This window comes from Terrirubrum flagellatum (assembly GCF_022059845.1).
Lineage (GTDB): Bacteria > Pseudomonadota > Alphaproteobacteria > Rhizobiales > Beijerinckiaceae > Terrirubrum > Terrirubrum flagellatum.
Genome location: NZ_CP091851.1, coordinates 5,174,655 through 5,200,262, shown reverse-complemented (window position 1 = coordinate 5,200,262; position 25,608 = coordinate 5,174,655). Strand labels below are relative to the sequence as shown.

The window sequence follows — 25,608 nt, the reverse complement described above, 5'->3', positions numbered from 1 at the left end:
GGTTGGAGCGGGATTGGCGCGAAAACCGAATCCCGCCTTTTCGCCTCCCGCTCAGTGATTATCGCGCGGCACGCCGACGCGAGCGCCCTTCGCGCCCGGCTTCTGCGCGATGCGTTGATATTTGACCGCTGGCTTGAGCACCATGCCGTTCGACAATTCATCGACCATGCCGCGCTGGATCTCCTGCCATGGCGTCTGGCTGGCGGGATATTTGTAGCCGTTCTTTTTGAACTCGGCGCGGCGCTTTTCCAATTCCTCATTGCTGATGAGGATGTCGGCCGTGCGCTTCTTCAGATCGATGCGGACCTTGTCGCCCGTCTTCAGAAGCGCAAGGCCGCCGCCCGTCGCCGCTTCGGGCGACGCGTTGAGGATCGAGGGCGAGCCCGACGTGCCGGACTGGCGGCCGTCGCCGATGCAGGGCAGCGCGGTCACGCCCTTCTTGATGAGATAGGCCGGCGGCCGCATGTTCACCACCTCCGCCGCGCCGGGATAGCCGATCGGGCCGACGCCGCGGATGAACAGCACCGTATGCGCGTCGATCTTCAATTCAGGATCGTCGATGCGGTGGTGATAATCCTCGGGGCCGTCGAACACGATCGCCTTGCCCTCGAACGCCATCGGGTCCTTGGGATTTTCAAGATAGCGCTTGCGGAACTCCTCCGTGATCACGCTCGTCTTCATGATCGCGGAATCAAACAGATTGCCCTTGAGATTGAGGAAGCCGGCCTTCGTCTTCATCGGCTTCTTGAAGGGCAGGATCACCTTCTCGTTGATGCTCTCCCAGCCCTTGCAGTTTTCGTGCAGCGTCTTGCCGTTCACGGTGACGGCGCGATCATTGATCTTGCCGGCCTTGATCAACTCATTGACGACAGCCGGCACGCCGCCGGCGCGATAATAATCCTCGCCGAGATATTCGCCGGCCGGCTGCAGATTGACGAGCAGCGGCAGATCGTAGCCGATCTTCTCCCAATCATCGTTGTTGAGCTCGACGCCGATATGCCTGGCGATGGCGTTGAGATGGATCGGCGCGTTGGTCGAACCGCCGATGGCGGAATTGACCGCGATCGCGTTCTCGAACGCGTCGCGGGTCAGGATGTCGGATGGCTTCAGATCCTCCCACACCATGTCGACGATGCGCTTGCCCGTGAGATAGGAGATCTCATAGCGGTCGCGATAGGGGGCGGGGATGGCCGCGCAGCCCGGCAGCGTCATGCCGAGCGCCTCGGCCAGCGAATTCATCGTCGAGGCCGTGCCCATGGTGTTGCAATGGCCGGCGGATGGCGCCGACGACGCCACGAGATCGACGAAGCCTTTATAGTCGATCTCGCCGGCCGCCATCATCTGGCGCGCCTTCCACACGATCGTGCCCGAGCCCGTGCGCTCGCCGCGGAAATCGCCGTTCAGCATCGGCCCGCCAGAGAGAGCGATAGCGGGGATATTCACCGTCGCCGCCGCCATGATCTGCGCCGGCGTGGTCTTGTCGCAGCCCGTGGTCAGCACCACGCCGTCGATGGGATAACCGTAGAGGATCTCGACCAGCGAGAGATATTGCAGGTTGCGGTCGAGGCTCGCGGTCGGCCGCTTGCAGGTTTCCTGGATCGGATGGATCGGGAATTCGAACGGCACGCCCCCGGCTTCGCGGATGCCGTCGCGCACGCGCGAGGCCAGTTCGATATGATGCCGGTTGCAGGGGGCGATGTCGGAGCCGGTCTGGGCGATGCCGATGATCGGCCGGCCTGATTGCAGCTCCTCCCGCGACAGGCCGAAATTCATGGTGCGCTCGATATAGAGCGCGGTCATGTCGGCGTTGTCAGGATTGTCGAACCAGGCCTTGGAGCGCAGCTGCGATGGCTTGATGCGGCGCTTCTTCTTCTCGGTCATTTCTATCCCCGGACTGTCCTCGGGCGCAGTCGCGGTCGTGGCCGCCGCTTCGCGCGCGGCGCGCACCTTCGTCGCTGATCAATCTGAAATCAATCGCGAAATGCGGATATGGCGTCGCAATAACGCATCGCAGCGCTGCGCCGAACCCCTCAAAGCCCTCAGAAAGAGATAACGTTTTCCGATGGCCTCATAGCGAATCGCCGAGCTAGCGCGTGACGACGACCTGCGTGCCCATGCGGACGCGGGCGTAGAGGTCGATGACATCCTCGTTGAACATGCGGATGCAGCCGAAGGAGACGAATCGGCCGATGCTCGAGGGATCGTTGGTGCCGTGGATGGCGTATTCGCCGCCCGGCCCCAGCCCGATGACGCGGGCGCCCATGGGGTTGCGCGGCCCGGGCGGGATGTAGTGCGGTGTATTCGGCTTGGCGCGCAGCAGCGCCTCCGGCGGCGCCCAGGCCGGCTCGACCGCCAGCTCCTCGACATATTTGACGCCCTGCCACTGGCGGCCGGCGGCGCCCACCGCCACGGGATAGCGAATCGCCTCGCCGCGGCCGGTGACATAGTACAGCCGGCGCTCCCCGGTGCGGATGACGATGGAGCCTGCGGGATAGGCGGCGAGTTCGGGCGCCGCGACGAATTCGCGGGCGTGGGCGCGCGCCGCCGTGAAACCGAGCGCCAGCGCGAGCAGGCTGATGACAAGCGCCGCGCGGCGCGCCATCGCGCGATGAAAAATATGCATGACGTCGACCCCGAAGCCTGCTCAACATGCGGTCGGCCGGGGCGTTCCGGAAAGTTCGGACTTGAATCGAAGTTTACGAAATCCTTCGCGCGGGGCCGACGGTTAACGAGTCCGACGCAGACGCCGCGCGTCGCCGTCAAGTGCGGGCGCGCACAGTAGGCGCGGGCGCAGGCGCCTATCCGCCGCGGCTCCCAACTCCGGATTTTCAACCGAGACTTCAATGCCCCCCATTCTCGTGAAGCTGCTTGATTCCACCGCCTTCGGCATTCTCGCCCGCACCGCGCTGACCTTCATCTTCTGGGCGAGCGGCATTGCGAAGCTGACCGACTTCGCCGGCGCTGAGGCCGAGATGGCGCATTTCGGATTGAACCCGCCGGCCGCCTTCGCCATCGCGACCATCGCGACGCAGTTGCTCGGCGCCGCGCTGATCATTTTCAACCGCTTCGCCTGGCTCGGCTGCGGCATGCTGGCGACCTTCACGGTGCTGACGATCCCGATCGCCCATCGCTTCTGGGAGATGCAGGAGCCGATGAAGACGCTCGAATTCTTCTTCGTGATGGAGCATCTCACCGTGATCGGCGCGCTCGCCGTGATGGCGATCCATTCGCGTCGACCAACTTTCCTCGCTGCGCGCGCGTAAACTTCTCTCAGGCGCTCGCCGTCATTTTCGGCCGCAACATCAGAAAAGCGGCGAGCGCAAGGTTCAGCATGTTCCAGGCGAGTCCATTGAGGAACGCCATGCGGTAGGACGATGTCAGGTCGAAGATCAGGCCTGACAAATATCCGCCGAACGCCATGCCGAAGATGGTCGCCATCATGACGAAGCCGATGCGCACGCCGGCTTCGCGCGGCGGCAGATATTCGCGGATGATCACGGCGTACATCGGCACGATGCCGCCCTGGAACAGGCCGAAGATGGCGGAGATGGCGTAGAGCGACGTCAGCCCGTTGAAGAAGAGATAAAGCGCGAGCGCGACGCCCTGCATCACCGAGCCGATCAGCAGCGTCCTCACGCCGCCGATGCGGTCCGACACCACGCCCGATGCGACGCGGCTGACGATGCCGAGGCCAAGCATCAGCGACAGCATCTCCGCGCCGCGCGCGACGCCGTAACCCAAATCGCCGCAATAGGCGACGATATGCACCTGCGGCATCGACATGGCGACGCAGCAGGAAAAGCCGGCGACGACGAGCAGCGCCATCAGCGCGTTCGGCGAGAGTTTCAGATCGCCGCGCATCGCGGCCGGCGCGCCTGACGGCGCATCCGTGTGATGCGGAGCCGCGGGTCGAAACATGAGCGACAGCGGCGCAAGCGTCGCGGCGGCGAACAAGCCGAGCGCTACATGCGTCCAGCGCCAGCCCTGCGTATCGATGAAATGCTGGATGATCAGCGGCCAGATCGCGCCGGCGAGATAGGAGCCGCAGGCGGCGATCACCACCGCAAGCCCGCGCCGCCGCGTGAACCAGTGCGACACGTCGGCCATGAGCGGCGCGAAGCCGGCCGAGGCGCCGAGGCCGAGCAGCGCATGCGCCGCCGTGAACTGCCAGAGATTCTGCGACGCGCCGGCGGCGACATAACCGAGGCAGAGGCTGACGGCGCCGATGAGGATCGGCAGCATGGTGTTGAAGCGGTCGGCGATGCGGCCCATGGCGACGCCACCGAGGCCGAAGCCGATCATGACGAAGGTGTAGGGCAGCGTGGCGCCGGCGCGCGCGACGCCGAATTCCTGCTGCACCGTCGGCAACGCAACGACGATCGACCAGTTGCCGACGCAGGCGATGGTGCCGACGAGAAGCGCGGCGCCGAGGCGCATCCAGGCGTAGGTCGATTCGGTCTGGGCAAGCGGGGAATGCGGCGGGGAATAATTCACGAGGCGTAGCAGTCGGAAAGAGAACGAACCGCTGTTCTAGTGGCCCTTGGCTGAAGCGTCTGCCGCCAACAAATCATGGCAAGCATCAGTTGGCGTGATGGTGCGGTGCGGGAGATTTCCTTCATGCTTCTCTCCAGTTGTCATCGCCGGGCTTGACCCGGCGATCCAGTGTCGCCGCGAGCGCTGGATGCCCGGGTCAAGCCCGGGCATGACATCTGGAAGAAGAGAGGCTCTACGCAGCTTTCCGGTCCGTATGCTTGCCCTCGTTCACCTCCTCGATGATCTTCGCGACGAAGGCGGTGAGATCATCCGGCGTGCGCGAGGTGACGACGCCCTTGTCGGTGACCACCTTCGAATCCTCCCACTCGGCGCCGGCGTTCATGAGATCGGTTTTGACGGTCTTGAACGAGGTCACCTTGCGACCTTTCGCGATGCCGGAATCGATCAGCAGCCACGGGCCGTGACAGATCGCGGCGACCACCTTGCCCTTGTCGAAGAAGTCTCTCACCAGCGCGACGGCGCGCGGCTCTCCGCGCAGCGTGTCCGGATTCATCTGGCCACCGGGAATGACGATGGCGTCGTAATCATCGGCCTTGGCCTGATCGATGGTCTTGTCGACGGGAACGGCGCCGCCCCAATCCTTCTTCTTCCAGCCCTTGATCTCGCCGGGCTGCAGCGACACGACATCGACCGCGCCGCCGGCTTTCTTCAGTTCATTCAGCGGCACTTCGAGTTCGGACTGCTCGTAACCGTGCGTGGCGAGAATGGCGATGCGCTTGCCTGAGATGTCCGGCATGAGTTTCTCCTGATGGGGTGATCAGGAGGAATGCGTGGGGGTGGGAGGGGTTCCAGTTCGCCTTAGCCGCCTCGGCATCAGTTCGTCAGTTTGTTGTCGAGATGCGAGGGCATATGCCCGATAAGCAATATCCCATCCTCTTCGTGCCAATAATAATAGATGCGGAAAAAGCTTCGAGGATCAGTTCCACCCCCGTATTTGATATGATTGTCGCACCAATATTCTTTCCCTTCGTATGTAACCTTATATTCTGGGAAAGACTTGATTGAACCTCGCTGAGAAAAGCACGGCTCATCCGATAAACTCAGTGCGCGAAGCATATCATCATATTCTCTTTTAAGGCCGGCACCTGGATTCCGCTTCATTGGAACAAAATGATCTCTAAGCAGTATCAGGGTTCTGCCAAAGAACTCTATGTTGTCGAATTGACCGTTCTTCTCGGTTTCACGTATCGCTTTTCGCGCAATCCATATTTCTCCCGATAGATGCTTTTTGCTCCAATCATCAATGTCGTCATAGCTGCTCAAGGGCTCGTCCGAAATAGTTTGCCCACGCGCCGAGAGTGCTGCTTCGAGAGCGGTTAACCGAATTCGCATTGCGCTTCGATCGGCGAGCGCTTCGTCGCGAACGGTTTCAGCTCGCTTGAGCTCGTCACTCGCCAATTGTATAGCAGCATCATGTTCAGATTTCTGTAAGCGCAGCGCATTCTGCAGGCGCTCGTTCTCGTCTTCATAGAGTTCCAGTAGCTCGCGATCTACAGTACCTGCCTCTCGCGCCTTGGTTACAGCAGCCTTGGCAGCAAACTGCCTTACCTCTTCATACCTAGGAAATTCGTCGTCTCCCGCAAATGCACGCACAGACAGTGCTGTGACTTGCCCTACGATTTGATCGAGGCGCGAAGCACGAGCAAGCACTGTATTAATGTGGAACAGCCACAGCGGATGATCGAATGGATTCCCGTCCAGCGGATCAAAGCCGGGACGATAAAGCCGCACAGCTCCCATAAACGTCGAATTCGCTTTGCCAAGCTTCCGGGTCAGTTCCCATGCAGCTGAGTGCTGCAAAACGTATGTATGCGCCAACCCAGAAATACGCTGCGCCAATCGGTCGGGATCAACTGCCGTGACATCTTCGCTATTTTTTGAGAGAACAACGACAGGCATTTTTCGCTTGGAGTTCGCAAGAAGCGAAATCAAACGATCAAGGGATGCACTATCGTCTACGATAGCCGGTTCTTCGGTCAGCAACGCTCCATCGGAAAATGCAGTAAGCTTGGATAGGACCTGCTGGACACAGCCTGGCCGCGACGGTTGAAAAACAGCTTCTGGCCCTCGCAAAACTTGACTAAGGCGCGCACCGAACGCAGCTGAGCCATTGTGTTCGCCGACCGAAATCTCGGTAACCCATGTGCGGCCGAGACTTTGTTGCTCCCGTGTATCTTCAAGCGTCGCAGCCCAAAGACGAGGCCCTCCACTATCAATTAGGACAGCCTCCGCTGGAAATGCCGCACCTGCACTGGTTCGGAATGCTTCGGCATTGAAAGCTGCTTGCGGAATCTCTCGATTTCGCCGCCTCATCCATGAAACAACCTCTCCAACGCACCGCAAGAACGCGTCGTCGCCTGAGATACGAAATGCAGCCTGAGAAATAGGTTTAACCGTCGGAACGACCGCGCGCTGCGGCGCAAGAGCGGCGGCAAGAGGCCCCTCGGCTCTCATCTCGTTGCCCCTACCTGATTCGATTTCTATTTATGCGACTATCGCATTTCATCTGGCCATATCCAAGAAATCCCCTCCAGATATTTCTTTCTCAAGAGGCTCTCCCGACCAAGCTCTTCACCTTCATCCCTTTCACTGCGTCCCGCGCATGAGCCAGTTCACAGGCAAGCAGCAAGCGCAACCAATGTTCGGCGCTTGCCCCGATCCCCTTTTCCAGTCGAAGAGCCGTATCAGGTGTGATCGCGCTGCGGCCGCTGACGACATTGTGGAGATGCTGACGCGTAACTCCAAGTCCTGCCGCCGCTTCGGCCACGCTGAGCCCAAGCCCGTCGAGATCGTCCTTGAGGCCACGGCCGGGGTGGGGAGGACTCTTCATCTGCGCGAACGTGTCTTGTTTGGATCGAAACCCATCGCGACAAGAGCGGGCGTCGTCTGTCAATTGACAATTGTCAAAAATTCTTCAGCCGCTATGCACTCTGCCACGCCCGCGCTTGTCGCAGGCATCCACGTCTCGTATTCGACTTCCAAAGACGTGGATGGCCGGGACAAGCCCGGCCATGACGCAGCGGGAAGTTTAAGCGCTCCTCACCCAAACCCCTCGCCCACATCCATTGGCTTCATCCGTACAAGCCGCGACGTCTCCACCGCCGCCTGACGATGCTTCACCGCCTCGCGATAACCGGGATCGCGGATCATCTCGATAAAGCGACGCCCGAGGGATATTCCGCTGCACAAGTCAGTTTCCATCCTCAGCCCGCGCCGCCACCAGCCTCCATCTCCCAAACCTCCTCCCCACATGCCGCGCGAGCAACGCATTGAGCAGCAGGAATCCGAACAACGCCGCTGCGATATGGAAGAGAACGCCAAGCGCGACCTCGATCGCGCGCGGCGATGAGAACAAGGCTTCCGCCGCCGTTGATGGAAGGAACCTGGCGAGCATCGCGATCAACCAGAACTGCAACTGGCCCCAGGGCAGAAGCGCGCTGATGAAGCCAAGCGCAAAGCCTGCGATCTCGAACGCCAGCCAGAACTTCCAGAAGATCGCGAAGCTCATGCGTCGCGTGTTCGCCATCGTTGGAGCGACTTCCTCCATCGTTCCTCCTTTGCTCACCCAAACCCCTCGCCCGTCTCCATCGGCTCCATCCGCACGAGCCGCGACGTCGCGACCGCCGCCTGCCGATGTTTCACCGCCTCGCGGTAAACCGGATCGCGGATCATCGAGATAAAGGCTGCGGCGGAAGGATATTCCGCGATGAAGCAGTGATGCCAGCTTTCATCTGATGGCCCGATCAGCATGTGCTGGAATTCGCCCCGCCAGACGATGCGCCCGCCGAGCCGCTGGAATACGGGCGCGCTTTCCCGGCCATAGGCGGCGTAGGCTTGCGAGCCTGTCGCCTCGCGCCCGTCAGGATAGCAGGCGCGCTCGCGCAAGCGCACGAGATTGAGCATGTGGATGGGATGATCCTGCGCGAGCGCGCGGAACGCGGCGAAGGTTTCTTTCGTCGGATCGATGAAGGATGTCATTTCAACGCGCAAAGCCTCGTTCGCAAGAGCGCACAAATTCGCCGAGCGAATCCTTCTCCCCTTGCGGGAGAAGGTGTCGTCGCGCTTGGCGCGACGACGGATGAGGGGGAAACTCGATGCGCAATGCTACCCCCTCACCCGGTCGGCTCGCGACGATGCTGCGCATCGCGCCGCGCCGACCACCCTCTCCCGCAAGGGGAGAGGGAAGACGCGCGCGGGATAAAGGGAAGCGTGACACGATCCCGGGTCAAACCCGGCGATGACATCTGGTAGGAGACCCGGAAATCAAGCGGCACGGCGCGTCCCTCACTTGAACACGCGCTCGCCATTCTGGTCGACGATCTGGCGGCCCTTGGAGAGCGTCATCTCCACCGCGTCGTCGAGCGAGGGAAAGCGCTCGGCGCGGATGAAGCGATGCTCCTTCATCTCGCCCGCAACCTCCTTCGCGATCACGCCGCAAAGCTGAAACTGCCCCGCCTCCTTGTAGGGCGTGGCGCGGATGATGAAGCCCTCATGCTCGATCTCCTTCGCCACCTTGGCGGAAGAAGGATCGCCCTTCTCCTCAGCCGCGCCGCCGCCGGAAAGTTTCGAGAACAGGGATTTCAGGAACGACATAACGGCCTCGTGTTTGAAGCCGCGAGGATAGGCTGGCGCGCGGGGCGAGGCCAGCGTGGCGCCAAACCCCGTCAGCCGCCGTTCATGTCAGGCGCGGCATGATCCCGCCGAAAGATGTTGGAGGAATTGGTGAGTCCCGTACGTTTCGCCCGCCGCCTCGGATTGGGCGCCTTCATCGCCACAGCGCTCGCCGCGTCGGCCATGGCGCAGGACGCCTACACGACCGCCGGCGTGAACATGCGCTCCGGGCCGGGGACCGGCTATCCCGTCGTCATGGGCCTGCCGGAAGGCGCGGGCGTCGACATCGTCGGCGATTGCGCCGGCCCCTGGTGCAATATCGAGGCGGAGGGCGCGCGCGGCTGGGTGGCGAGCGCCTATCTCGACCGCACAGGCGCGGAGCCGCCGGGCGCGAGCCCGCGCGTCTATGTGCAGCCGCGGCCGCCGATCTATGTTCAGCCCGCGCCGCCTGTTTACAACGAGCCGGCGCCGATCTTCACGCCGCCGGTCTATGGCCGTCCGCCCGTCTATGGCGGCCCTGATTACGACCGGCCGCGCTGGCGCCGCCCGCCTCCCGACATGGGCGGCAACCCGCCGGACTGGCGCCGTCCGCGCCCGCCGGGCGAGCCGCCGCGCATCAACCCGCCGCAGCCGCCCGTCGGCCAGCCCCGGCCCAATCCGCCGGCCGTTCAGCCGCCGCCCGGCGGCTATCCCCCTAACCCGGCGATGATCGGCCGCGGCTATCCCCGCGGCGGCACGGGACCCTGCGCGGCCGTGCCCGCGGGCATTCCCTGCCAGTAGGCCCGTGCGCCCGCGCGCGCGGGCTTGCCAGCGACGGCGCGCCCGCCTAACTCCGGCGCGCCGCTCTCGCTGAGGGCGCGCCGTAAGCGTCTGACGTCAAGCAACGCATCCAACCCCGGCCGGACCGCCGGGCCGAACCCGGCGACGCCGGAGGGATGCGATGGACGGCCGGCCTTTTCCAAGAGACGTCTCATGACATCTTCGTTCAACGCGCCCGCGCGCCGGAAACTGCCTGCGCGCGCCGGCGCTTTCATCATGCCATTGGTGCTATCGGTGCTGATGACCTTCGTGGTCTCGGCGATCGCGACCTTGCGCAGCCTCGGACCGACGCCGGAATTTCCGGCGACCTGGATGCAGGCCTGGGGCCTCTCCTGGCTCGTCGCGTTCCCGACATTGCTCCTGGTGCTGCCGCTCGTGCGCCGCATCGTAGCGCTGCTGGTGGAGCAGCCTGGTCGTTGACCCGCCTCAGCCCAGACGCCATCGGAACTTGCGCCGCCATGGCGCTTTTGGATGGCGAAGGGCTGAAAAATCGCTGCGCCTGCGGCGCGACTCTTTCGCCGGGCCCCGGACTTCATTCCGCTTGGGCTTCGCCCGCTCCATGAATCCGGGGACGGAGAGAGCTTCTTTCTTTTGCGTTGAAGCTCTCTCCGTCCCCGGATTCGTGAAACGAACGCAGTGAGTGGAACGAAGTCCGGGGCCCAGCGAAAGACTCCGCCGAAGGCGGCGATACAGGTCAACCGGACATCCGCTCTAGCAGCCGAACCATGACGCGCGAATTTCGTCTGCGTCTTACTCTCCAAGATGCAGCGCGACCTCGCGCCGGTGCGGCGCGTCGCGATGCTCGACGAGATAGATCCCCTGCCACGTCCCGAGCACGAGCCGCCCGTTCATCACGGGAATCGACAGCGACGTCGGCAACAGCGCCGATTTGATATGGCCGGGCATGTCGTCAGGCCCCTCATCGCGATGGATGAGATAATCCATCTCAGGCGTATCGGCGCGCGGAACCAGCCGTTTGAAATATTCCATGAGATCGCGCTTCACGTCCGGATCGGCGTTCTCCTGCACGAGAAGCGACGCCGAGGTGTGGCGCACGAACAGGGTGAGCAGTCCGCTCTCGATCTTGGCGTCGCGCACGAAGCGCTCGGCGCGATCGGTGAATTCGTAAAGGCCGGCGCCTCTCGTCGCGATGTCGAGAACGGTTTGATGCGTCATCAGCGATCGGAGAGCGCAAGCTTCGCGCCGAGCGCGACGAAGGCGGCGGCGAATGTGCGGCGCATCCACGCCATCACGGCCGGCCGGCTGATGATGTGATCGCGCATCGCCGCTGCAAACAATCCGTAGATCGCGAAGATGATGAACGTCGCGAGCATGAACACGCCCGACAATTCGATCATGCGGATCAGCGGAAACGCTTCGTCGGCGGCGATGAACTGCGGCAGGAACGCGACGAAGAAGATCGTCAGCTTGGGATTGAGCAGATTGATGACGACGCCGTCGACGAGGATGCGCAGCGGCGGCCGCGCGTCGGCCTTCTTCTCCACCTTCAGCGCGCCGTGTTCACGGAGCGACTGCCAGGCCATATAGAGGAGATAGGCGACGCCGGCGTATTTGACGCCGTCATAGAGCAGCGCGCTCGCATGCAGCAACGCGGCGAGCCCCATCATCGCGGCGGCGAGATGCGGCACGATGCCAAGCGTGCAGGCGAACGCCGCAAGCACGCTGGCGCGCGGCCCGCGCGAGAGGCCGGCGGCGATGGTGTAGAGCGCGCCCGTTCCGGGCGAGGCCACGATGATCAAGGTGGTGAGCAGGAATTCAGGCGACATGCGCTTGGGAAGCTCCGAAGCATCGGCGGCAGGTTAGTGAGGATCGCCGCGCGCGCAAGCGGCCGCCTGTGATTTCGCTGGCCGGCCGACGCGCTCCGGACGCCCGGAACGATCACGAGCGCCCGTCATTGCTTCCAAAGCGAAGCCATGCGGAGGGCGGCGATGAATCCCGACACAGCGCACGAAGCGGGGGCCACACATTCCGGCATGACTCACGCCGGCATGACTCATGCCGGCGCGGCTCGCGGCGCCATGAACCATTACATCAGACTCGCCGCGATGATCGTTCTCTCCTACATCGCGATGTATGCGCTGATGTATGCGATGGTCGACAAATGGGACGACGTCTATCCCAACATCAACCAGGCCTATATGGCCGCTCTGATGACCGCGCCGATGGTGATCATCGAGCTCGCTTTGATGGGCGCGATGTATGAGAACAAGACGGCGAATATGGCGATCATCATCGCGAGCGTCGTCGCGCTGGCGCTCTCCTGGACGATGATCCGCCGGCAGACCGCCGTCGGCGACGCGCAGTTCGTCCGCTCCATGATCCCGCACCATTCCGGCGCGATCCTGATGTGCGACGGCGCGAAGATTTCCGACGCCGAACTGAAGGAGCTCTGCGGCCGAATCGTGAAAGGTCAGCAGGAGGAGATCGACCAGATGCGCGCGATCCTCGCCCGGATCGAGAAGCCCAGGAGCTAGCGGCCGGGGGCTAGCCGCCGCTATTTCCCGAACTGGAGTTTGAGAAAGGCAAGCACGCGCAGAATCGCATCGGCGCGCGCTTCATCATCGGTCGCGATGATGGGAATGCGTCCGTCATCGCTGCGATAGGCTGGCAGTTCCATACGCGAAAGATTCGGCGAATCGAAGCTGTGAAACGCAGCGGGATAGCTCTTCAGCTCCACCGGATTGCCGCGCGCCTTGGCGTCATTCATGAAGGCCTCGCAGGGCGGATAAAGCGTCCATGTATCGGCTTCGCCGAACAGCACGAGCAGCGGCGTTTTTGTCGTCCAGCCACCGGGCTCGACTTCAGTGAAAGGCTTCGACTGGAATTTGTCATTGCAGGCGCCAGGATAGAAGGCGACCGCGGCGCGAAAATCCTGCTTCGCGTCAGCAGGCCGGCCAATGCTCTTGTCGTTGATGGTGAGCAGCACCGTCGCGCCGCCCTGCGACCAGCCCATGAGCGCGACGCGATCGGGATCGACGAAATCTTGCGCCTGCAGATATTGCAGCGCGGCGTAGGCGTCCTTCGGCCGGTCGCGCAGCATCGTGCGGCGCTGCGGGCCGGCGGTGCAGGTCTGGCCGAAGCCGCGCGAGGACGCGCTGTCGACGACAAGCGCGACATAGCCTTTGGCGGCGAGCGTGCGCGCCCACGCCTGATAGAGGCCAAGAATGCGCCCGTTGCGATCGAGCAGGCCGGAGCAGCCATGCATCAGCACGACAGCCGGCCGCTTCTCCTCGCCCGCGGGGCGGCTGAGATGGGCTTTCAGCGTGGTCTCATTGTCGAGCGAGCGGAACGCCACGGGCTCCTGAGCCGACGCCGGCCGCATCTGAGTCAGCGCAAGAGTTGCAACGGCGAGCAGTAGCCGGATGATGGTCGAATGCATTGCCGACAATTCGTCACGAACAGGATGAAGGAGGCTATCCCCCTTTGACGCGCCCGCCAACGCATTCCCCTTTGCCTTGAGATCGCCGAACCCGCGCGATCTGATCGCTTATGGCCCGCGGCGCCTCGATCAGGTCACGCGCGCGCGACATCAAGAGGCCATGCTTCATAAGCCAATGCAAACAGACGGAGAGAAACGATGCCCTTCACCGATGGAATGGTCGCCGCAGTCCCGACCACGAAGAAGGAGGAATATCTTAGCCATGCGCGCAAGATGGCCGCGGTATTCAAGGAGCACGGCGCGCTGAAGATCTCGGAAAACTGGGGCGAGGACGTGCCTGACGGCAAGCTCACCGACTTCAAGCGCGCCGTGCAGGCGACGCCTGACGAGACCGTGGTGCTCGGCTGGATCACATGGGCCGACAAGGCGGCGCGCGATGCGGGCTGGGAGAAGATCATGCAGGATCCGCGCATGAAGGATACGAAGATGCCCTTCGACGGCAAGCGCATGATCTATGCCGGATTTGCGAATCTGATGGAGATGTGAGGATCGATTGCGACGGCGGCCGGCGTGGAATGCGCCGGCCGCGGAATGAGGAGATCGTTGTTTAATCGACCCACATTCCCGTTCGCTTGTGCCACTCCGCAATCGATTCCTCGGGATAGAGATCGAACGTCTTGTCGCCTTCGCGAATATCAGGCTCGACCCAGTTCGCCTTGTATTTGAGCATGAGATGCGTGCGCTCTTTCGGCGTCGGCAGGTCGCTGTCGATCGCCGAGGCGAAGGGATGCACGAGCTCCGGCCAGGTTGGATCGTAAAGCCACAGCGCCGAGCCGCAGGCCTTGCAGAAATTCCGTTCGCCCGTCGAAATCTCGCAGGTCGGCCGTTCATCGTCCTCGATCGCCGCGCGATAGACGCCAAGCTTGCGTTTGCCGGTGATTTTCAGCGTGCGTGAATCCGCGCCGAGATTGATGGCGTAACCGCCGCCGCCCTGCTGCTTGCGGCAGATTGTGCAATAGCAGAGCTGATAGGGAGCGGCCGTGTGGCTCTCGACTTCAAAGCGGACAACCCCGCAGCGGCAGGAGCCTTTGAGGAGAAGCGGCATGGCGGACTCCGATGCGCGTGGTGAAGCGACATCGGGGAGGCTTTCAGTCAATAGGTCAAGCGTCCGACAGTTTCCGCCTGTCAGAATTGGAAACTATAGCGTGATGAGATTAGCTCTGGATATTTCTACCGTCATTCCAGCGCGACGCGAAGCGTCGTCGCCGGGGCTTCGCGGAGCGAAGAACCCGGAACCCAAGCAATTGTGCAGCGGCTCAATGGGTCCCGGGCCCGCGCTGCGCGCGTCCCGGGATGACGGCGGAATGATTCGAGCCAAAATCATCATGCGTTAAAAGGAAAGCGGGCGCTTGGCCCGCTTTGCTTTCATTAAAGAGCCGTCATCGGATCAATTATCCAGGAAGCTCCGCAGCTTCCTGCTCCGGCTCGGATGCTTCAGCTTCCTGAGCGCCTTCGCCTCGATCTGGCGGATGCGTTCGCGGGTCACCGAGAACTGCTGGCCGACTTCTTCGAGCGTGTGGTCGGTGTTCATGCCGATGCCGAAGCGCATGCGCAGCACGCGCTCTTCGCGCGGCGTGAGCGAGGCGAGCACGCGCGTCGTCGTCTCGCGCAGGTTCGCCTGGATCGCCGCATCGATCGGCAGCAACGCGTTCTTGTCCTCGATGAAGTCGCCGAGGTGTGAATCCTCTTCGTCGCCGATCGGCGTCTCCAGAGAGATCGGCTCCTTCGCGATCTTCAGCACCTTGCGCACTTTTTCGAGCGGCATGGCGAGCTTTTCCGCCAGCTCCTCCGGCGTCGGCTCGCGGCCGGACTCGTGCAGCATCTGGCGCGAGGTGCGAACGATCTTGTTGATCGTCTCGATCATGTGCACCGGGATGCGGATGGTGCGCGCCTGATCCGCGATCGAGCGCGTGATCGCCTGCCTGATCCACCAGGTCGCGTAGGTCGAGAACTTGTAGCCGCGGCGATATTCGAATTTGTCGACCGCCTTCATCAGGCCGATATTGCCTTCCTGAATGAGGTCGAGGAACTGCAGGCCGCGGTTCGTGTATTTTTTGGCGATCGAGATCACGAGGCGCAGGTTGGCCTCGATCATCTCCTTCTTCGCCTGGCGCATTTCGCGCTCGCCCTTCTGCACCATCATCACGATCTTGCGGAACTCGGCGATCTCGAGGCCGGTCTCCTGCGCGAGCGTGTGGAAATGGTCGCGGATGTCATGCACGCGATCCTTCTCGCGCGCGATGAATTCACGCCAGCCCTTGGTGGTGAGCTTGGAGACGCGGATGAGCCACTTCGGGTCCATCTCGGCGCCCTGCCACTCCTTGAGGAAGCCCTCGCGCGACACGCCATAGCTTTCGGCGAGACGCATCAGGCGCACCTCATGGCCCATCAGCTTCTTGTTGATGTCGTAGAGCTGCTCGACCAGCGCATCGATGCGGTTCTGGTTGAGCGACAGCGACTTCACGTCGAGGATGACATCGTCCTTGAGCTTCTTGTGCTTGCGCTCCTGCGACGGCGTCAGCGCGACGCTCGCGGTCAATTTGCCCTCGACCTTCTGGTCCTGCAGGCGGCGCAATTTCTTGTATTCGCCGGCGATGCGATCGAAGGTTTCGAGCACGCGCGGCTTCAGCTCCGCCTCCATGGCGGAGAGCGAAACGTTGTTTTCGTCGTCTTCCTCGGGCTCGCCCTCGGCAGGCTGCTCGCCGCCTTCGCTGTTCTCGGCGAAATCATCATTGGCGGCCGGGCGCGCCGCGGGCGCAGGCGGCGGGACGGCTGTCACGCCGATGCCGGGAGGCGGCGTCACGGGCGGCGGCGGCGCGTTCTTCGCGTCCGGACCCGCATAGGTCGCTTCGAGATCGATGATGTCGCGCAGCAGCACCTTTCCGGCGATGAGCTCGTCGCGCCAGATGATGATGGCCTGGAAGGTCAGCGGGCTTTCGCACAGGCCGGCGATCATGGCTTCGCGGCCGGCCTCGATGCGCTTGGCGATGGCGATTTCGCCCTCGCGCGACAGAAGCTCCACCGCGCCCATTTCGCGCAGATACATGCGGACCGGATCGTCCGTGCGGTCGACCGGCTCGGAGGCCTTCTCGACCTTGATGATCGCCGTGCGCGAGGCCTCGGTGACCTCGCCGCCTTCCGGCTCGTCCTCCTCGTTTGCATTGGCGGCGGTTTCGGCGGTCTCGGCCTCCGTCTCCTGCTCGTCATTCTCGACGACGTTGATGCCCTGATCGTTGAGCATGGCGTAGACGTCCTCGATCTGGTCGGAGGACACTTCGCCGGCCGGCATCACTTCATTGATCTGATCGATGGTGACATAGCCGCGCTTCTTCGCGAGCTTGATCATCCGCTTCACGGCGGCGTCGTTCATGTCGAGGAGCGGGCTGTCCCCCGTCTCCACCACCGTTTCGCCGTCCTTTTTCTCGATCGGTTTCGTCGCCATCATTTTGCTCCGAAAGAACGGCCCCTATCCTATGGGAGCCGCCCCGCCTGGGTCCGCCGCCCCAGGTCTTGTTCCATTCCGCCGCCGGCGCGCCCTGCCGGGACCGCCGCATGACCGCCATCTGTGGGCGAATTAGGACCGCCCGTCGAAAACGCTTTATGGCGAGCCCGGCCATGCCGCGCCCGCCCGCGATTCGCACCATCGGCCAAAGGGCCTGAAAGCCTCCTTAACCACAGGCGGGACGAAGAGTCCCGCAAGAACTGACGCCGACTGAGAACCTGGCGAACGCCGCGGAACGGCTGTCAGGCTCTTGATCTTGATCCCGCCGCTGCGGCCGCCTCATCAGGGTCGGCCTCGGTGCCGTCGAGATCGGCAAGTTCGGTTTTGACTTCCAGGATGCGCGCCAGAGCGGTTTCGTCGTCCGATTCCGCCAGCGCCCGCTCCGCGGCCTTGAGCTCGGTATGTAGCGTGACAGCCCGTCTGTGCAAGGCGAGCGCCTGCCGCAAAGCGTCGGAAACGCGCGATAAATTGGCTTCTGGGTCGAGAAGCCAGCGATCGCCGGGCCGCACGAGCCCTTCGAGATGGGCGAGCTGGGCGGTAAGTCCGATGCGCTGCATCAGGCCCGGGATCGCCTCGGGCTCCGCCTCGGAGCCGACCACGTCGATGAGCCCGCGGCGAAAGCGCTCGGCGTCGCGGCCCGTCAGATGCAGGTCGGCCAGCTCCTCGATCCGCCGTTCCAGCAGGACGGGATGGCGGGCGAAGATCGCCAGAATCATCGCCTCGCGCGGGGTGGCGGAGGGGCGGGCTGCGAACATGGGATGGCTCGCAAGCCCCGGCGACGCCTTGGCGGCAAGGCCCGAGGCGAAAGATGCGCCGCCGCCGAATCGCCCGCCCGGCGCACGGTCGAAATTGCGGCCCGGACCGCCCCAGCCGCCGCCGCGCGGCGGCCGATCGCGCCTGATGTCGAACAGGCCGCGCAGCCGCTCATCCATGTCGGCGCGATAGTGCCGGCGCACGCTCTCGTCGGAGATGGCGGAGAGCGCCTCGCGCATGCGCGCCTCGAAGGCGGCGCGGCGCTCCGGCGTATCGAGCGGCTGCGCCTCATATTCGCGCGTCCAGAGAAGCTCGGCGAGCGGCCTTGCCGCGCCGATCGCGGTCTCGATCGCGCCCGCGCCTTGCGTGCGCAGGAGATCGTCCGGATCCTGCCCCTCCGGCAGCAGCGCGAAGCGCAGCGACTTGCCGGGCTGCAGCAGCGGCAGCGCATTGTCGATGGCGCGATAGGCGGCGCGGCGGCCAGCCTTGTCGCCATCGAAGCAGAGGATCGGCTCATCGCCCATGCGCCAGAGCAGGCCGAGTTGATCCTGCGTCAGCGCGGTTCCCAGCGGCGCGACCGCATTGGGGAAACCGGCGCGGCTCATGGCGATCACGTCGACATAGCCTTCGACCGCGATCACCGTTCCCCGGTCGTGCGCCGCCTTCCGCGCGATGTGGTGATTGTAGAGGACGTGGCCCTTGTGGAAGAGCGGCGTGTCCGGCGAGTTGAGATATTTCGCCGGGACATCCTTCTCCATGGCGCGGCCGCCAAACGCGATGATCTTGCCGCGGGAATCGGCGATCGGGAACATCACGCGGTCGCGGAAACGGTCATAGGGCACGGCGATATCGTCGCCATGGACGAGCAGCCCGGCCTCGATCATCGCCTCCTTGGCGACGCCCTTACTGGCCAGCCAGTCCCGCAGGGCGAATTTCTCGTTCGGCGCAAAACCGAGACGGAAGGCGCGCTGGGTCTCAAGCCCGAGATCGCGACCTCCGAGATAGGCCCTGGCCTTCGAGCCTGCGGCCGCGCGCAACTGCTCCTCGAAGAAGCGGGCGGCCATCTCCATGACATCGTAAAGCGAGGCGCGCTTTTCCTCGCGCTCCTCCGCTTCGCGCGACATCTGCGGCACCTGCAGCCCCGCCTCGCCCGCCAGTCGCTCGACGGCCTCGGGGAAGCTCAGGCCCTCCGTCTCCATGACGAAGGTGAAGATGTTGCCATTCTTGCCCGAGGAGAAATCGAACCAGGCCTGCTTCTGGTCGTTGACGAAAAAGGACGGCGTCTTCTCCGAATTGAACGGCGAGAGCCCCTTCCACTCTCGCCCGGCCTTCTGGAGGCGCACGCGCTTGCCCACGACCGCCGAGACCGGCAGCCGCTGCTTGATCTCCTCGATGAAGGATGGGGGGAAGCGCATGAGCCTTTCAGTCTAGCCGCCCCCGCCTCCCCGGTCACCGGGACGCAACAGGCGCTGCACATCTTTGGATATGCGCATGATCCACAGGGCGCCTGTGGACAGCCTGTTGATAAGCTGGGGACGGCGCCATTTTTCCGCCATCCCGGGTTCTCCAATCATTCTTTTTGAAGAGCCGGCTCTTGAAATTCGAAGAACGCCTGCGCGCCAGCTGACTCTACGGCACGAAGGTCAGGAAAACATAGGTCGCGAACATCACGAGATGCACCACGCCGAAGAGGATGTTGGTGCGCCCGGCGCCGAAGGTGAGCATGCTGATAAGGATCGTCACCGTCAGCAGCACGGAGTCGCTGGAATCGAGACCGAGCGTCAGCGGCTTCTTGAGCAGGATGCTCATCATGGCCACGGCCGGCACCGTGAGCCCGATCGTGGCGAGCGAGGAGCCGAGCGCCAGATTGACGCTCTTCTGCAACTCGTCGCGCTTGGCGGCGCGAATCGCCGCGACGCCTTCCGGCAGCAGGATCAGCAGCGCGACGATGACGCCGACGACGGCGTAGGGCGCGCCCGCCGCGGCGACAGCGGCTTCGACTACGGTGGCGAATTTCTTCGCCAGCAAAATCACGCCGACGAGCGCTGCGACGAGGAGCGCGACGCTGATCAGCGCCGTGCGGTCGGAAACCGCGCTCTCATGCTCGCCATCCTCCGCCTGGTCGCCGAAGATGATGAAATAATCGCGATGGCGCACGGTCTGGATGTAGAGGAACGCGCCATAGAGAACGAGCGTGACGACGCTGACGAAGATGAGCTGCGAGGACGAATAGACCGGCCCCGGCGTGGTGCGCGTGAAGTTCGGCAGCACCATTGTCAGCGCCGCCATGGCGATGAGCACGGTGAGATAGGACGCCGCACCCTTCGTCCTGAACCCCTGCTCGCCATAGCGCAAACCGCCGACCACGACGCAGAGGCCGACGAGGCCGTTGCAAACGATCATCACCACGGCGAAGACCGTGTCGCGCGCCAGCGTCGGGCTTGAATCCGACGACAGCATGATCGAGGCGATCAGCGCGACCTCGATGATCGTCACCGCGCCGGTGAGAACGAGCGTGCCATAGGGCTCGCCGGTGCGATGCGCGATGAGTTCGGCGTGATGCACCGCCGCGAACACCGTGCCCATCAGCACGGGAAACAGGATGATCGAGAGCGCAACGCGCAGCGCGCCCTCGGAGCCGGCGACCGAAGCGACGCCAAAGAGAATGAAGGCGAGCAGCGGGAAGACCCAGGCCGACCACGGCATGTCAGATGTCGCAGCCAGCGCGCCCTCCCCAAGTTCGAGGCGGAAGGCTTAACCGCTCATGCGCGCAACGCAACCGGCTTCTGTGAGGCGCGACAGCCGGGCGGATCAAAGCGATCCGCCCGCTTTCACTCCGCCATCACTGCGCGAGGCCAAGCCCGGCGAGATACGCCGCAGCCTTTTGCACGGCGGTCTTGTCCTTGATCTCGATGATGAGGCGCGGGTTCGACGACAGGCCGGAGAGCGCGCGGAAAACGCCTTGCCAGTTGATCGTGCCCTCGCCCGGCGCCCAATGCCGGTCGGAATAGCCTTCGCCATCCTGGAGATGCACATGGGCGAGCGCATTTCCGGCCGCGGTGACGTAATAATCGACCGGCGGCGCGCCCGTGGAGACATGGGCGTAATGCGCGTGGCCGGTGTCGATCGAGACCTTCACCACGCCTTCGCCGAAGCTCGCGGCCATGGCGACGCGCATCGCCGGGTCCTTGTCCTCGATATTCTCGATGACGAGTTCGACGCCGAGGCGCTTCGCCCGCTTGACCACCTCGCCAATCGTCTGATGCACGCGCTCGATCTGGGCCTCGACGCCGCCGGGATTGATCGGGTTGTTGTTGTATTCCCAGGTGGTGCAGGGCGAATGGATCACCATCTGCGTCGCCCCGATCGCCTCGCAGGCGTCGAGCCCCTGCTGGAAGCGCTTGGCCACCACCTCGCGGATGAGCGGGTCCTGGCTGTCGATCTTGAAGCCCCAGAACGGCCCGTGGATGCCGAGCCGGCCAGTATAGCCGTCGAGCAGGTTGCGAATGCTGCGCGCGGTCTCCCGCCAGTCGCCGTCGAGCACTTCGGCGCGAAAGAAATCCTGGATTTCCAGATCGCGCTGCTTCTCGAGAATCCAATCGCGATGCTGCGCCAGACCATCGAGGGGAAGCGCGGCGCCAAGCACGGGCAGGCTGGTTGTCGAAAGCACGGGAAGACTCCGGAAAACGGTCGAATCCGTCTTCGCTAATCGCCTTCCATGACGTTCGCTTGAATGCGGCCGCGCAAACCGCCGGCCGCGCCGCGAAGCTTCACGCCGCCTTCTTCTCTTTCGCCTTGTCCATCATCTCGACGAAACGGTCGAAGAGGTAATGGCTGTCGCGCGGGCCGGGCGACGCCTCGGGGTGATGCTGCACGGAAAACGCCGGCCGATCGGTCAGCGCGATGCCGCAGTTCGAGCCGTCGAACAGCGAGACGTGCGTCTCCTTCGCATTGGCGGGCAGCGTCTTTGGGTCGACGGCGAAGCCGTGATTCATCGAGACGATCTCGACCTTCCCCGTCGCATGCTCCTTCACCGGATGGTTCGCGCCGTGATGGCCCTGATGCATCTTGTGTGTGGAGGCGCCGATCGCGAGCGCCATCATCTGGTGGCCGAGACAGATGCCGAAAGTCGGAATGCCGCGCTCCAGAATCGCGCGGATCACGGGCGCCGCATATTCGCCCGTCGCCGCTGGATCGCCGGGACCGTTCGAGAGGAACACGCCGTCGGGATTGAGCGCGAAGATCTCGTCGGCCGTCGCCGTCGCCGGCATCACGGTGAGCTGGCAGTCGCGGCCGGCGAAGAGGCGCAGGATGTTGCGCTTCATGCCGTAATCGATGGCGACCACATGATGGCGCGCCGCCGCCCGCTGGCCATAGCCTTCCGGCCAGCGCCAGTCGGTCTCGCTCCATTCATAGCGCTGGGTCGCGGTCACGCCGGGGACGAGGTCCATGCCGACGAGGCCCGGCCACGCCGCCGCCTCGCGCTTCAGGCGATCGAGATCGAAGGCGCCCTTGGGGTCATGCGCGATGACCGCGTTCGGCATGCCCTTCTCGCGGATGAGGGCGGTGAGCGCGCGGGTGTCGACGCCGCCAAGGCCGACGACGCCCCGGGCCTTCAGCCAGGCGTCGAGCCGGCGGGCGGCGCGCCAGTTCGAGGGGTCGGTCACCGGCGCCGCGACGATGCAGCCGATCGCGCCCACATGGGCGGCGGCGTTCACCGTCTCGATGTCCTCGTCGTTGGTCCCGACATTGCCGATATGCGGGAAGGTGAAGGTGATGATCTGCCTGGCGTAGGAGGGGTCGGTCAGGATCTCCTGATAGCCCGTCATGGCGGTGTTGAAGCAGACCTCGCCGGTCGCTTCCCCCACGGCGCCGAGGCCGAAGCCTTCCAGCACGGTCCCGTCGGCCAGAACGAGCACGGCGGTGGCGCGCGGCTCCGTCCAGCCCTCCGTGGTCGCGGCGGGGTTTTGGGGGTCTGTCATGGCTCTGTCCCGGATTTCGGGGGGTTTAGGCGGGGACGGGGGTGGGGGTCAAGGGAGGGGGAGCCGCTATTGATGCTCCATTGTCGATGATATGTCCGCTCTAAAGAGTACTCGCTTTTCCGACCTCTCCCCCACAACAACCTGCCAAATCCGAAATCCAGCCGCGTGATCAGAACCACCGGCAGGCAAGGCCCTCTCCACTACTATTCTTGCTCGCCCTCCAGACATAAACGCTTCTTCTGAGTGAGCGTTGATGAACAACTTATCTGCTGTACGAATCATCGCGCCCACAGGTACATACTCCGCCCGCGTATCAAACACGGAAGTATGATCCAATTCGATCCGAACGTCTCGCACGAGCAGTCCGGAGAAATGTGAGTTATTTGAACACTCAAAAGTTCGGAAACGATACCTATCACTCAAGAGGATCGCATATCGCTCGCTATCATTTGGTGCGATCAGAGCCATGTCCTCAAACTGAGAACGAGGCATCATCAATGTAAGAGCCTGCGCATCAGCGTCCGCGAATGTGCCAACCGAAAACTGCGATGCCGCCAACATCTTTGCCTCCTTATCCACGCTGAAGCGGCTCGATGAGCATATCCCAATACAGCTCAGCCGCACCTTCAAACGTCAGCCGCTCATCTTCCCGTCTGCCGCGGCTCAACATGCCCATACTTCGAAGATATGGCGATTGATCATCCGCCTCTACTGACAGGCTTTCATTGTAGGAATTGGACTCAGTTGTTTCGCCTGCAGTGTAACAGATGCTGTTTCCAAAATAGCTCCCGCCCATAAAAATCGTACAGCGTGCGACCGCTTTGCCGCCACGATAAATGGCGGCCGTGAATCTATTGCCGTCTACACGTCGGAATGCGCCATCGATATCGTGATTGCGCGCGCTGATCTCTGAGATAGAATTTTCAAAGAACTTCGCGATGTAGTCGAAAGCGTCGACGCGGAACGCATCCTTCTCTCGCTCGGTGAATTTTTTAGCGATACGCAGATTACTCGACCTCGGTTGTCGAGGCAGTGGCTCGGCTTGCGCAGATGGTTGCGATGCGGATGCACTTCGCGTCTTGGTCTGAAAGCGTTCCGCAGCACCGCGAACCGCACGAGCGATCTCAAGCATCGCTTGATCACGATCTGGCCATTGAGTGACAGGTTTTCCATCTGGAGGCGTGGCCATAAGCTTGCCGAACGGCGCTCCATGCCATTCGCACGCTCGCAAGATCACTGGAACAACGATCGCCTCTCCCGCCTCGTGACGAGCCATCGCTCGCACCATCTCACGCTCATAACAGTATTCGGATGCAATGAAGTCCGGACTGATGAGCAATAAGATAATCTCGGCGGTTTCAATTTGAGAGTCGATCGCGCGATCAAGTTCTTCGCCGGCGCCAATTCGCCTGTCGTGCCAAGTTTCGATCACTCCTTGCCGCTTAAGCATCGCAAGCTGCTTTTCAAGCTGATCGCGTAGCGCCTCGTCGGCATGCGAATATGAAAAGAATACCTTTGGCACGATTCGTCTCGTGTTCGCGATTTGATCTAATACCTCGAATTTGGCGCCGCAAACAAGAACGATATCCCGCTCCGTCGGCTAAACTATGCGTAGTATCGGCCAGAGGCGTTAGCGGGACTTATTTCTCTTCAGCAATCAGACTCCTTGTATTCCCCGTCCACCAACACCCGCATCCTCGACGCTCGCGGGGTTAAAGACCGTCATCGCGAGATCAGGCCCGGCCGTCGATCACGAAGACCTCAGCTTCGAACGCCGCTTTCCCACACGCGGATGGTTCAACCGCTTCGCCCCCTCCCCGAGCGCCGCCGCCCCTCACCTCTGCAACGGAATTCGCGCGGCCCGGATCACCTCGGCGTATTTCGTCGTCTCGGCTGCAATGAAATCAGCGAAGGCCTCCGGCGATCCCGGCATGGCGATCCCGCCGAGTTCGCTGATGCGCGCCTTGATCGCGGCGTCCGCGAGCGCCGCATTCACTTCGCCGTTCAGCCGCTCGACGACAGGCGCGGGAGTTCCGCGCGGAGCGACGAGCCCGAACCATGACTCCGCCTCATAACCCGGCGCGATGTCGCTTAGGACGGGAACGTCGGGCAACGCCGCGGAGCGCGAAAGCGACGTCACCGCCAGCGGCCGCAACGCCCCGCTCCTGATATGCGCGATGGAGGACGGCAGCGGATCAAACATCGCATCCGCCCGGCCGCTGATGAGATCGGCCAGAGCCGGCGTCGAACCGGGATGGGCGATGAGCGTGAAATCGACTGAGGTCATCGATCTGAAAAGTTCGATGCCGATATGCTGCGGCGTGCCGGCGCCGCCATAGGCCACTTTCAGCGCGCCGGGATGGGCTTTCGCATGCCTCAGGAATTCGGCGGCCGAGTGGATCGGCAGCGACGGATTGACTTCGAGAACGAGAGGCACGCGATAGAGGCCGGCGACAGGCGCGCCGTCGCGCGCGAAATCAAAATCGAGATCGGGGAAGAGCGTCGTGTTGATCGTGTTGACCGGCCCGCTCATGAGCAGCGTGGAGCCGTCCGGCGCGCTTTTCAACGCGTTGCGCGTGGCGAGATTGCCGCTATCTCCAGGCTGGTTCTCCACCAGGCAGGGTTGCCCAAGCCTTTTCTCCAGCCACGAAGCGATGAGGTGCGCGGCGATATCGACGGGGCCGCCTGCGGGAAATCCCACGAGGATGCGGATCGCCCGGGACGGATAGGGCTCGGCGCCCATGGCTGTCCGCGCGGATGCGGCGAAGCCGGCGAGAACCGGCAGGATGTGTCGGCGGATCAGCGTCATATGCGCCTCCTCTCCAGCCGGCGGCGAGATCGCCGTCATGGCCGCGTCATTCCAGTAGCGCGCCGCCGTCATGGCAGCCATAATATGGCAACAACGAAATCCATATGTTTGGGATATG

The 25,608-nt window shown here is 63.1% G+C and carries 25 protein-coding genes and 1 pseudogene; 5 read left to right on the top strand and 21 right to left on the bottom strand.

Translation table 11 applies throughout. The features are described from left to right. Window positions 1-51: 51 nt before the first annotated feature. The gene (locus L8F45_RS25330; protein WP_342360601.1) at window positions 52-1,881 is read right to left on the bottom strand and encodes an IlvD/Edd family dehydratase; all 1,830 of its coding nucleotides are present in this window, start codon (window positions 1,879-1,881) and stop codon (window positions 52-54) included. Window positions 1,882-2,086: 205 nt separating this feature from the next. Next, complete coding sequence (locus tag L8F45_RS25325) at window positions 2,087-2,623, bottom strand: L,D-transpeptidase (protein WP_342360600.1); 537 nt, start codon at window positions 2,621-2,623, stop codon at window positions 2,087-2,089. A 220-nt stretch (window positions 2,624-2,843) separates the two neighbouring features. Between L8F45_RS25325 and L8F45_RS25320 the strand changes: the two genes are divergently transcribed. Next, window positions 2,844-3,263 carry a DoxX family protein gene (locus tag L8F45_RS25320; protein ID WP_342360599.1) on the top strand — a complete coding sequence of 140 codons (420 nt, stop codon included), beginning with the start codon at window positions 2,844-2,846 and terminating at the stop codon, window positions 3,261-3,263. 7 nt (window positions 3,264-3,270) lie between these two features. Here the strand turns inward: L8F45_RS25320 and L8F45_RS25315 are convergent, their stop codons facing one another. From L8F45_RS25315 to L8F45_RS25280, 8 genes and pseudogenes are all read right to left on the bottom strand, one after another. After that, window positions 3,271-4,494 carry an MFS transporter gene (locus L8F45_RS25315; protein ID WP_425329964.1) on the bottom strand — a complete coding sequence of 408 codons (1,224 nt, stop codon included), beginning with the start codon at window positions 4,492-4,494 and terminating at the stop codon, window positions 3,271-3,273. 232 nt (window positions 4,495-4,726) lie between these two features. Next, a complete protein-coding gene (locus L8F45_RS25310) occupies window positions 4,727-5,290 on the bottom strand; it encodes a type 1 glutamine amidotransferase domain-containing protein (protein WP_342360598.1) in 564 nt (187 codons plus the stop codon). A gap of 77 nt (window positions 5,291-5,367) precedes the next feature. After that, window positions 5,368-7,008: a hypothetical protein gene (locus tag L8F45_RS25305; RefSeq protein ID WP_342360597.1), complete on the bottom strand. Its 1,641-nt coding sequence runs from the start codon at window positions 7,006-7,008 to the stop codon at window positions 5,368-5,370. A 91-nt stretch (window positions 7,009-7,099) separates the two neighbouring features. After that, window positions 7,100-7,384: a HigA family addiction module antitoxin gene (locus L8F45_RS25300; RefSeq protein ID WP_342363569.1), complete on the bottom strand. Its 285-nt coding sequence runs from the start codon at window positions 7,382-7,384 to the stop codon at window positions 7,100-7,102. Between the two features lie 209 nt (window positions 7,385-7,593). After that, window positions 7,594-7,754 (bottom strand): annotated as a pseudogene (locus L8F45_RS25295) (DUF1330 domain-containing protein); the annotation flags it as partial. Beyond that, window positions 7,745-8,101: a hypothetical protein gene (locus L8F45_RS25290; RefSeq protein ID WP_342360596.1), complete on the bottom strand. Its 357-nt coding sequence runs from the start codon at window positions 8,099-8,101 to the stop codon at window positions 7,745-7,747. The pseudogene L8F45_RS25295 and the gene L8F45_RS25290, both read right to left, overlap by 10 nt. Window positions 8,102-8,115: 14 nt before the next feature. Continuing rightward, complete coding sequence (locus L8F45_RS25285) at window positions 8,116-8,532, bottom strand: DUF1330 domain-containing protein (protein WP_342360595.1); 417 nt, start codon at window positions 8,530-8,532, stop codon at window positions 8,116-8,118. Between the two features lie 306 nt (window positions 8,533-8,838). Continuing rightward, window positions 8,839-9,147 (bottom strand): HlyU family transcriptional regulator, encoded by a 309-nt coding sequence (locus L8F45_RS25280; RefSeq protein ID WP_342360594.1) that lies wholly within the window; start codon window positions 9,145-9,147, stop codon window positions 8,839-8,841. 129 nt (window positions 9,148-9,276) lie between these two features. Between L8F45_RS25280 and L8F45_RS25275 the strand changes: the two genes are divergently transcribed. Next, window positions 9,277-9,945 (top strand): SH3 domain-containing protein, encoded by a 669-nt coding sequence (locus L8F45_RS25275; protein WP_342360593.1) that lies wholly within the window; start codon window positions 9,277-9,279, stop codon window positions 9,943-9,945. 192 nt (window positions 9,946-10,137) lie between these two features. Continuing rightward, window positions 10,138-10,404, top strand: a complete 267-nt coding sequence (locus L8F45_RS25270; protein WP_342360592.1) for a DUF2798 domain-containing protein — start codon at window positions 10,138-10,140, stop codon at window positions 10,402-10,404. A gap of 330 nt (window positions 10,405-10,734) precedes the next feature. Here the strand turns inward: L8F45_RS25270 and L8F45_RS25265 are convergent, their stop codons facing one another. Then, on the bottom strand, window positions 10,735-11,160 hold the full coding sequence (locus tag L8F45_RS25265; RefSeq protein ID WP_342360591.1) for a secondary thiamine-phosphate synthase enzyme YjbQ: 426 nt from the start codon (window positions 11,158-11,160) through the stop codon (window positions 10,735-10,737). Further along, window positions 11,160-11,771, bottom strand: coding sequence for a LysE family translocator (locus L8F45_RS25260; protein ID WP_342360590.1), 612 nt, complete (start codon window positions 11,769-11,771; stop codon window positions 11,160-11,162). The genes L8F45_RS25265 and L8F45_RS25260 overlap by 1 nt, the downstream gene beginning before the upstream one ends. Before the next feature lie 162 nt (window positions 11,772-11,933). Here L8F45_RS25260 and L8F45_RS25255 point away from each other — a divergent pair, with 162 nt between their 5' ends. Continuing rightward, window positions 11,934-12,479: a DUF305 domain-containing protein gene (locus tag L8F45_RS25255; RefSeq protein WP_342360589.1), complete on the top strand. Its 546-nt coding sequence runs from the start codon at window positions 11,934-11,936 to the stop codon at window positions 12,477-12,479. A 20-nt stretch (window positions 12,480-12,499) separates the two neighbouring features. Here L8F45_RS25255 and L8F45_RS25250 read toward each other — a convergent pair whose 3' ends face one another. Beyond that, window positions 12,500-13,384 carry a dienelactone hydrolase family protein gene (locus tag L8F45_RS25250; RefSeq protein ID WP_342360588.1) on the bottom strand — a complete coding sequence of 295 codons (885 nt, stop codon included), beginning with the start codon at window positions 13,382-13,384 and terminating at the stop codon, window positions 12,500-12,502. A gap of 198 nt (window positions 13,385-13,582) precedes the next feature. Here L8F45_RS25250 and L8F45_RS25245 point away from each other — a divergent pair, with 198 nt between their 5' ends. Next, on the top strand, window positions 13,583-13,930 hold the full coding sequence (locus tag L8F45_RS25245; protein ID WP_342360587.1) for a DUF1428 domain-containing protein: 348 nt from the start codon (window positions 13,583-13,585) through the stop codon (window positions 13,928-13,930). Window positions 13,931-13,991: 61 nt separating this feature from the next. On the opposite strand, the gene L8F45_RS25240 is transcribed toward L8F45_RS25245, so the two are convergent. The 8 genes from L8F45_RS25240 to L8F45_RS25205 form a co-directional block, all read right to left on the bottom strand. Then, a complete protein-coding gene (locus L8F45_RS25240; protein ID WP_342360586.1) occupies window positions 13,992-14,489 on the bottom strand; it encodes a GFA family protein in 498 nt (165 codons plus the stop codon). A 342-nt stretch (window positions 14,490-14,831) separates the two neighbouring features. Beyond that, window positions 14,832-16,886 (bottom strand): RNA polymerase sigma factor RpoD, encoded by a 2,055-nt coding sequence (gene rpoD / locus L8F45_RS25235; protein WP_342363568.1) that lies wholly within the window; start codon window positions 16,884-16,886, stop codon window positions 14,832-14,834. 302 nt (window positions 16,887-17,188) lie between these two features. Then, window positions 17,189-19,114, bottom strand: a complete 1,926-nt coding sequence (dnaG, locus tag L8F45_RS25230; protein WP_342360585.1) for a DNA primase — start codon at window positions 19,112-19,114, stop codon at window positions 17,189-17,191. A gap of 214 nt (window positions 19,115-19,328) precedes the next feature. Beyond that, window positions 19,329-20,405 (bottom strand): calcium:cation antiporter, encoded by a 1,077-nt coding sequence (locus tag L8F45_RS25225; protein ID WP_425329963.1) that lies wholly within the window; start codon window positions 20,403-20,405, stop codon window positions 19,329-19,331. Between the two features lie 136 nt (window positions 20,406-20,541). After that, a complete protein-coding gene (locus L8F45_RS25220; protein WP_342360584.1) occupies window positions 20,542-21,369 on the bottom strand; it encodes a sugar phosphate isomerase/epimerase family protein in 828 nt (275 codons plus the stop codon). A 100-nt stretch (window positions 21,370-21,469) separates the two neighbouring features. Continuing rightward, window positions 21,470-22,681: a glutamine-hydrolyzing carbamoyl-phosphate synthase small subunit gene (gene carA, locus L8F45_RS25215; protein ID WP_342360583.1), complete on the bottom strand. Its 1,212-nt coding sequence runs from the start codon at window positions 22,679-22,681 to the stop codon at window positions 21,470-21,472. A gap of 571 nt (window positions 22,682-23,252) precedes the next feature. After that, window positions 23,253-24,203, bottom strand: coding sequence for a toll/interleukin-1 receptor domain-containing protein (locus L8F45_RS25210; protein WP_342360582.1), 951 nt, complete (start codon window positions 24,201-24,203; stop codon window positions 23,253-23,255). Window positions 24,204-24,515: 312 nt separating this feature from the next. Next, a complete protein-coding gene (locus tag L8F45_RS25205) occupies window positions 24,516-25,571 on the bottom strand; it encodes a Bug family tripartite tricarboxylate transporter substrate binding protein (RefSeq protein ID WP_342360581.1) in 1,056 nt (351 codons plus the stop codon). Between the last annotated feature and the right edge of the window lie 37 nt (window positions 25,572-25,608).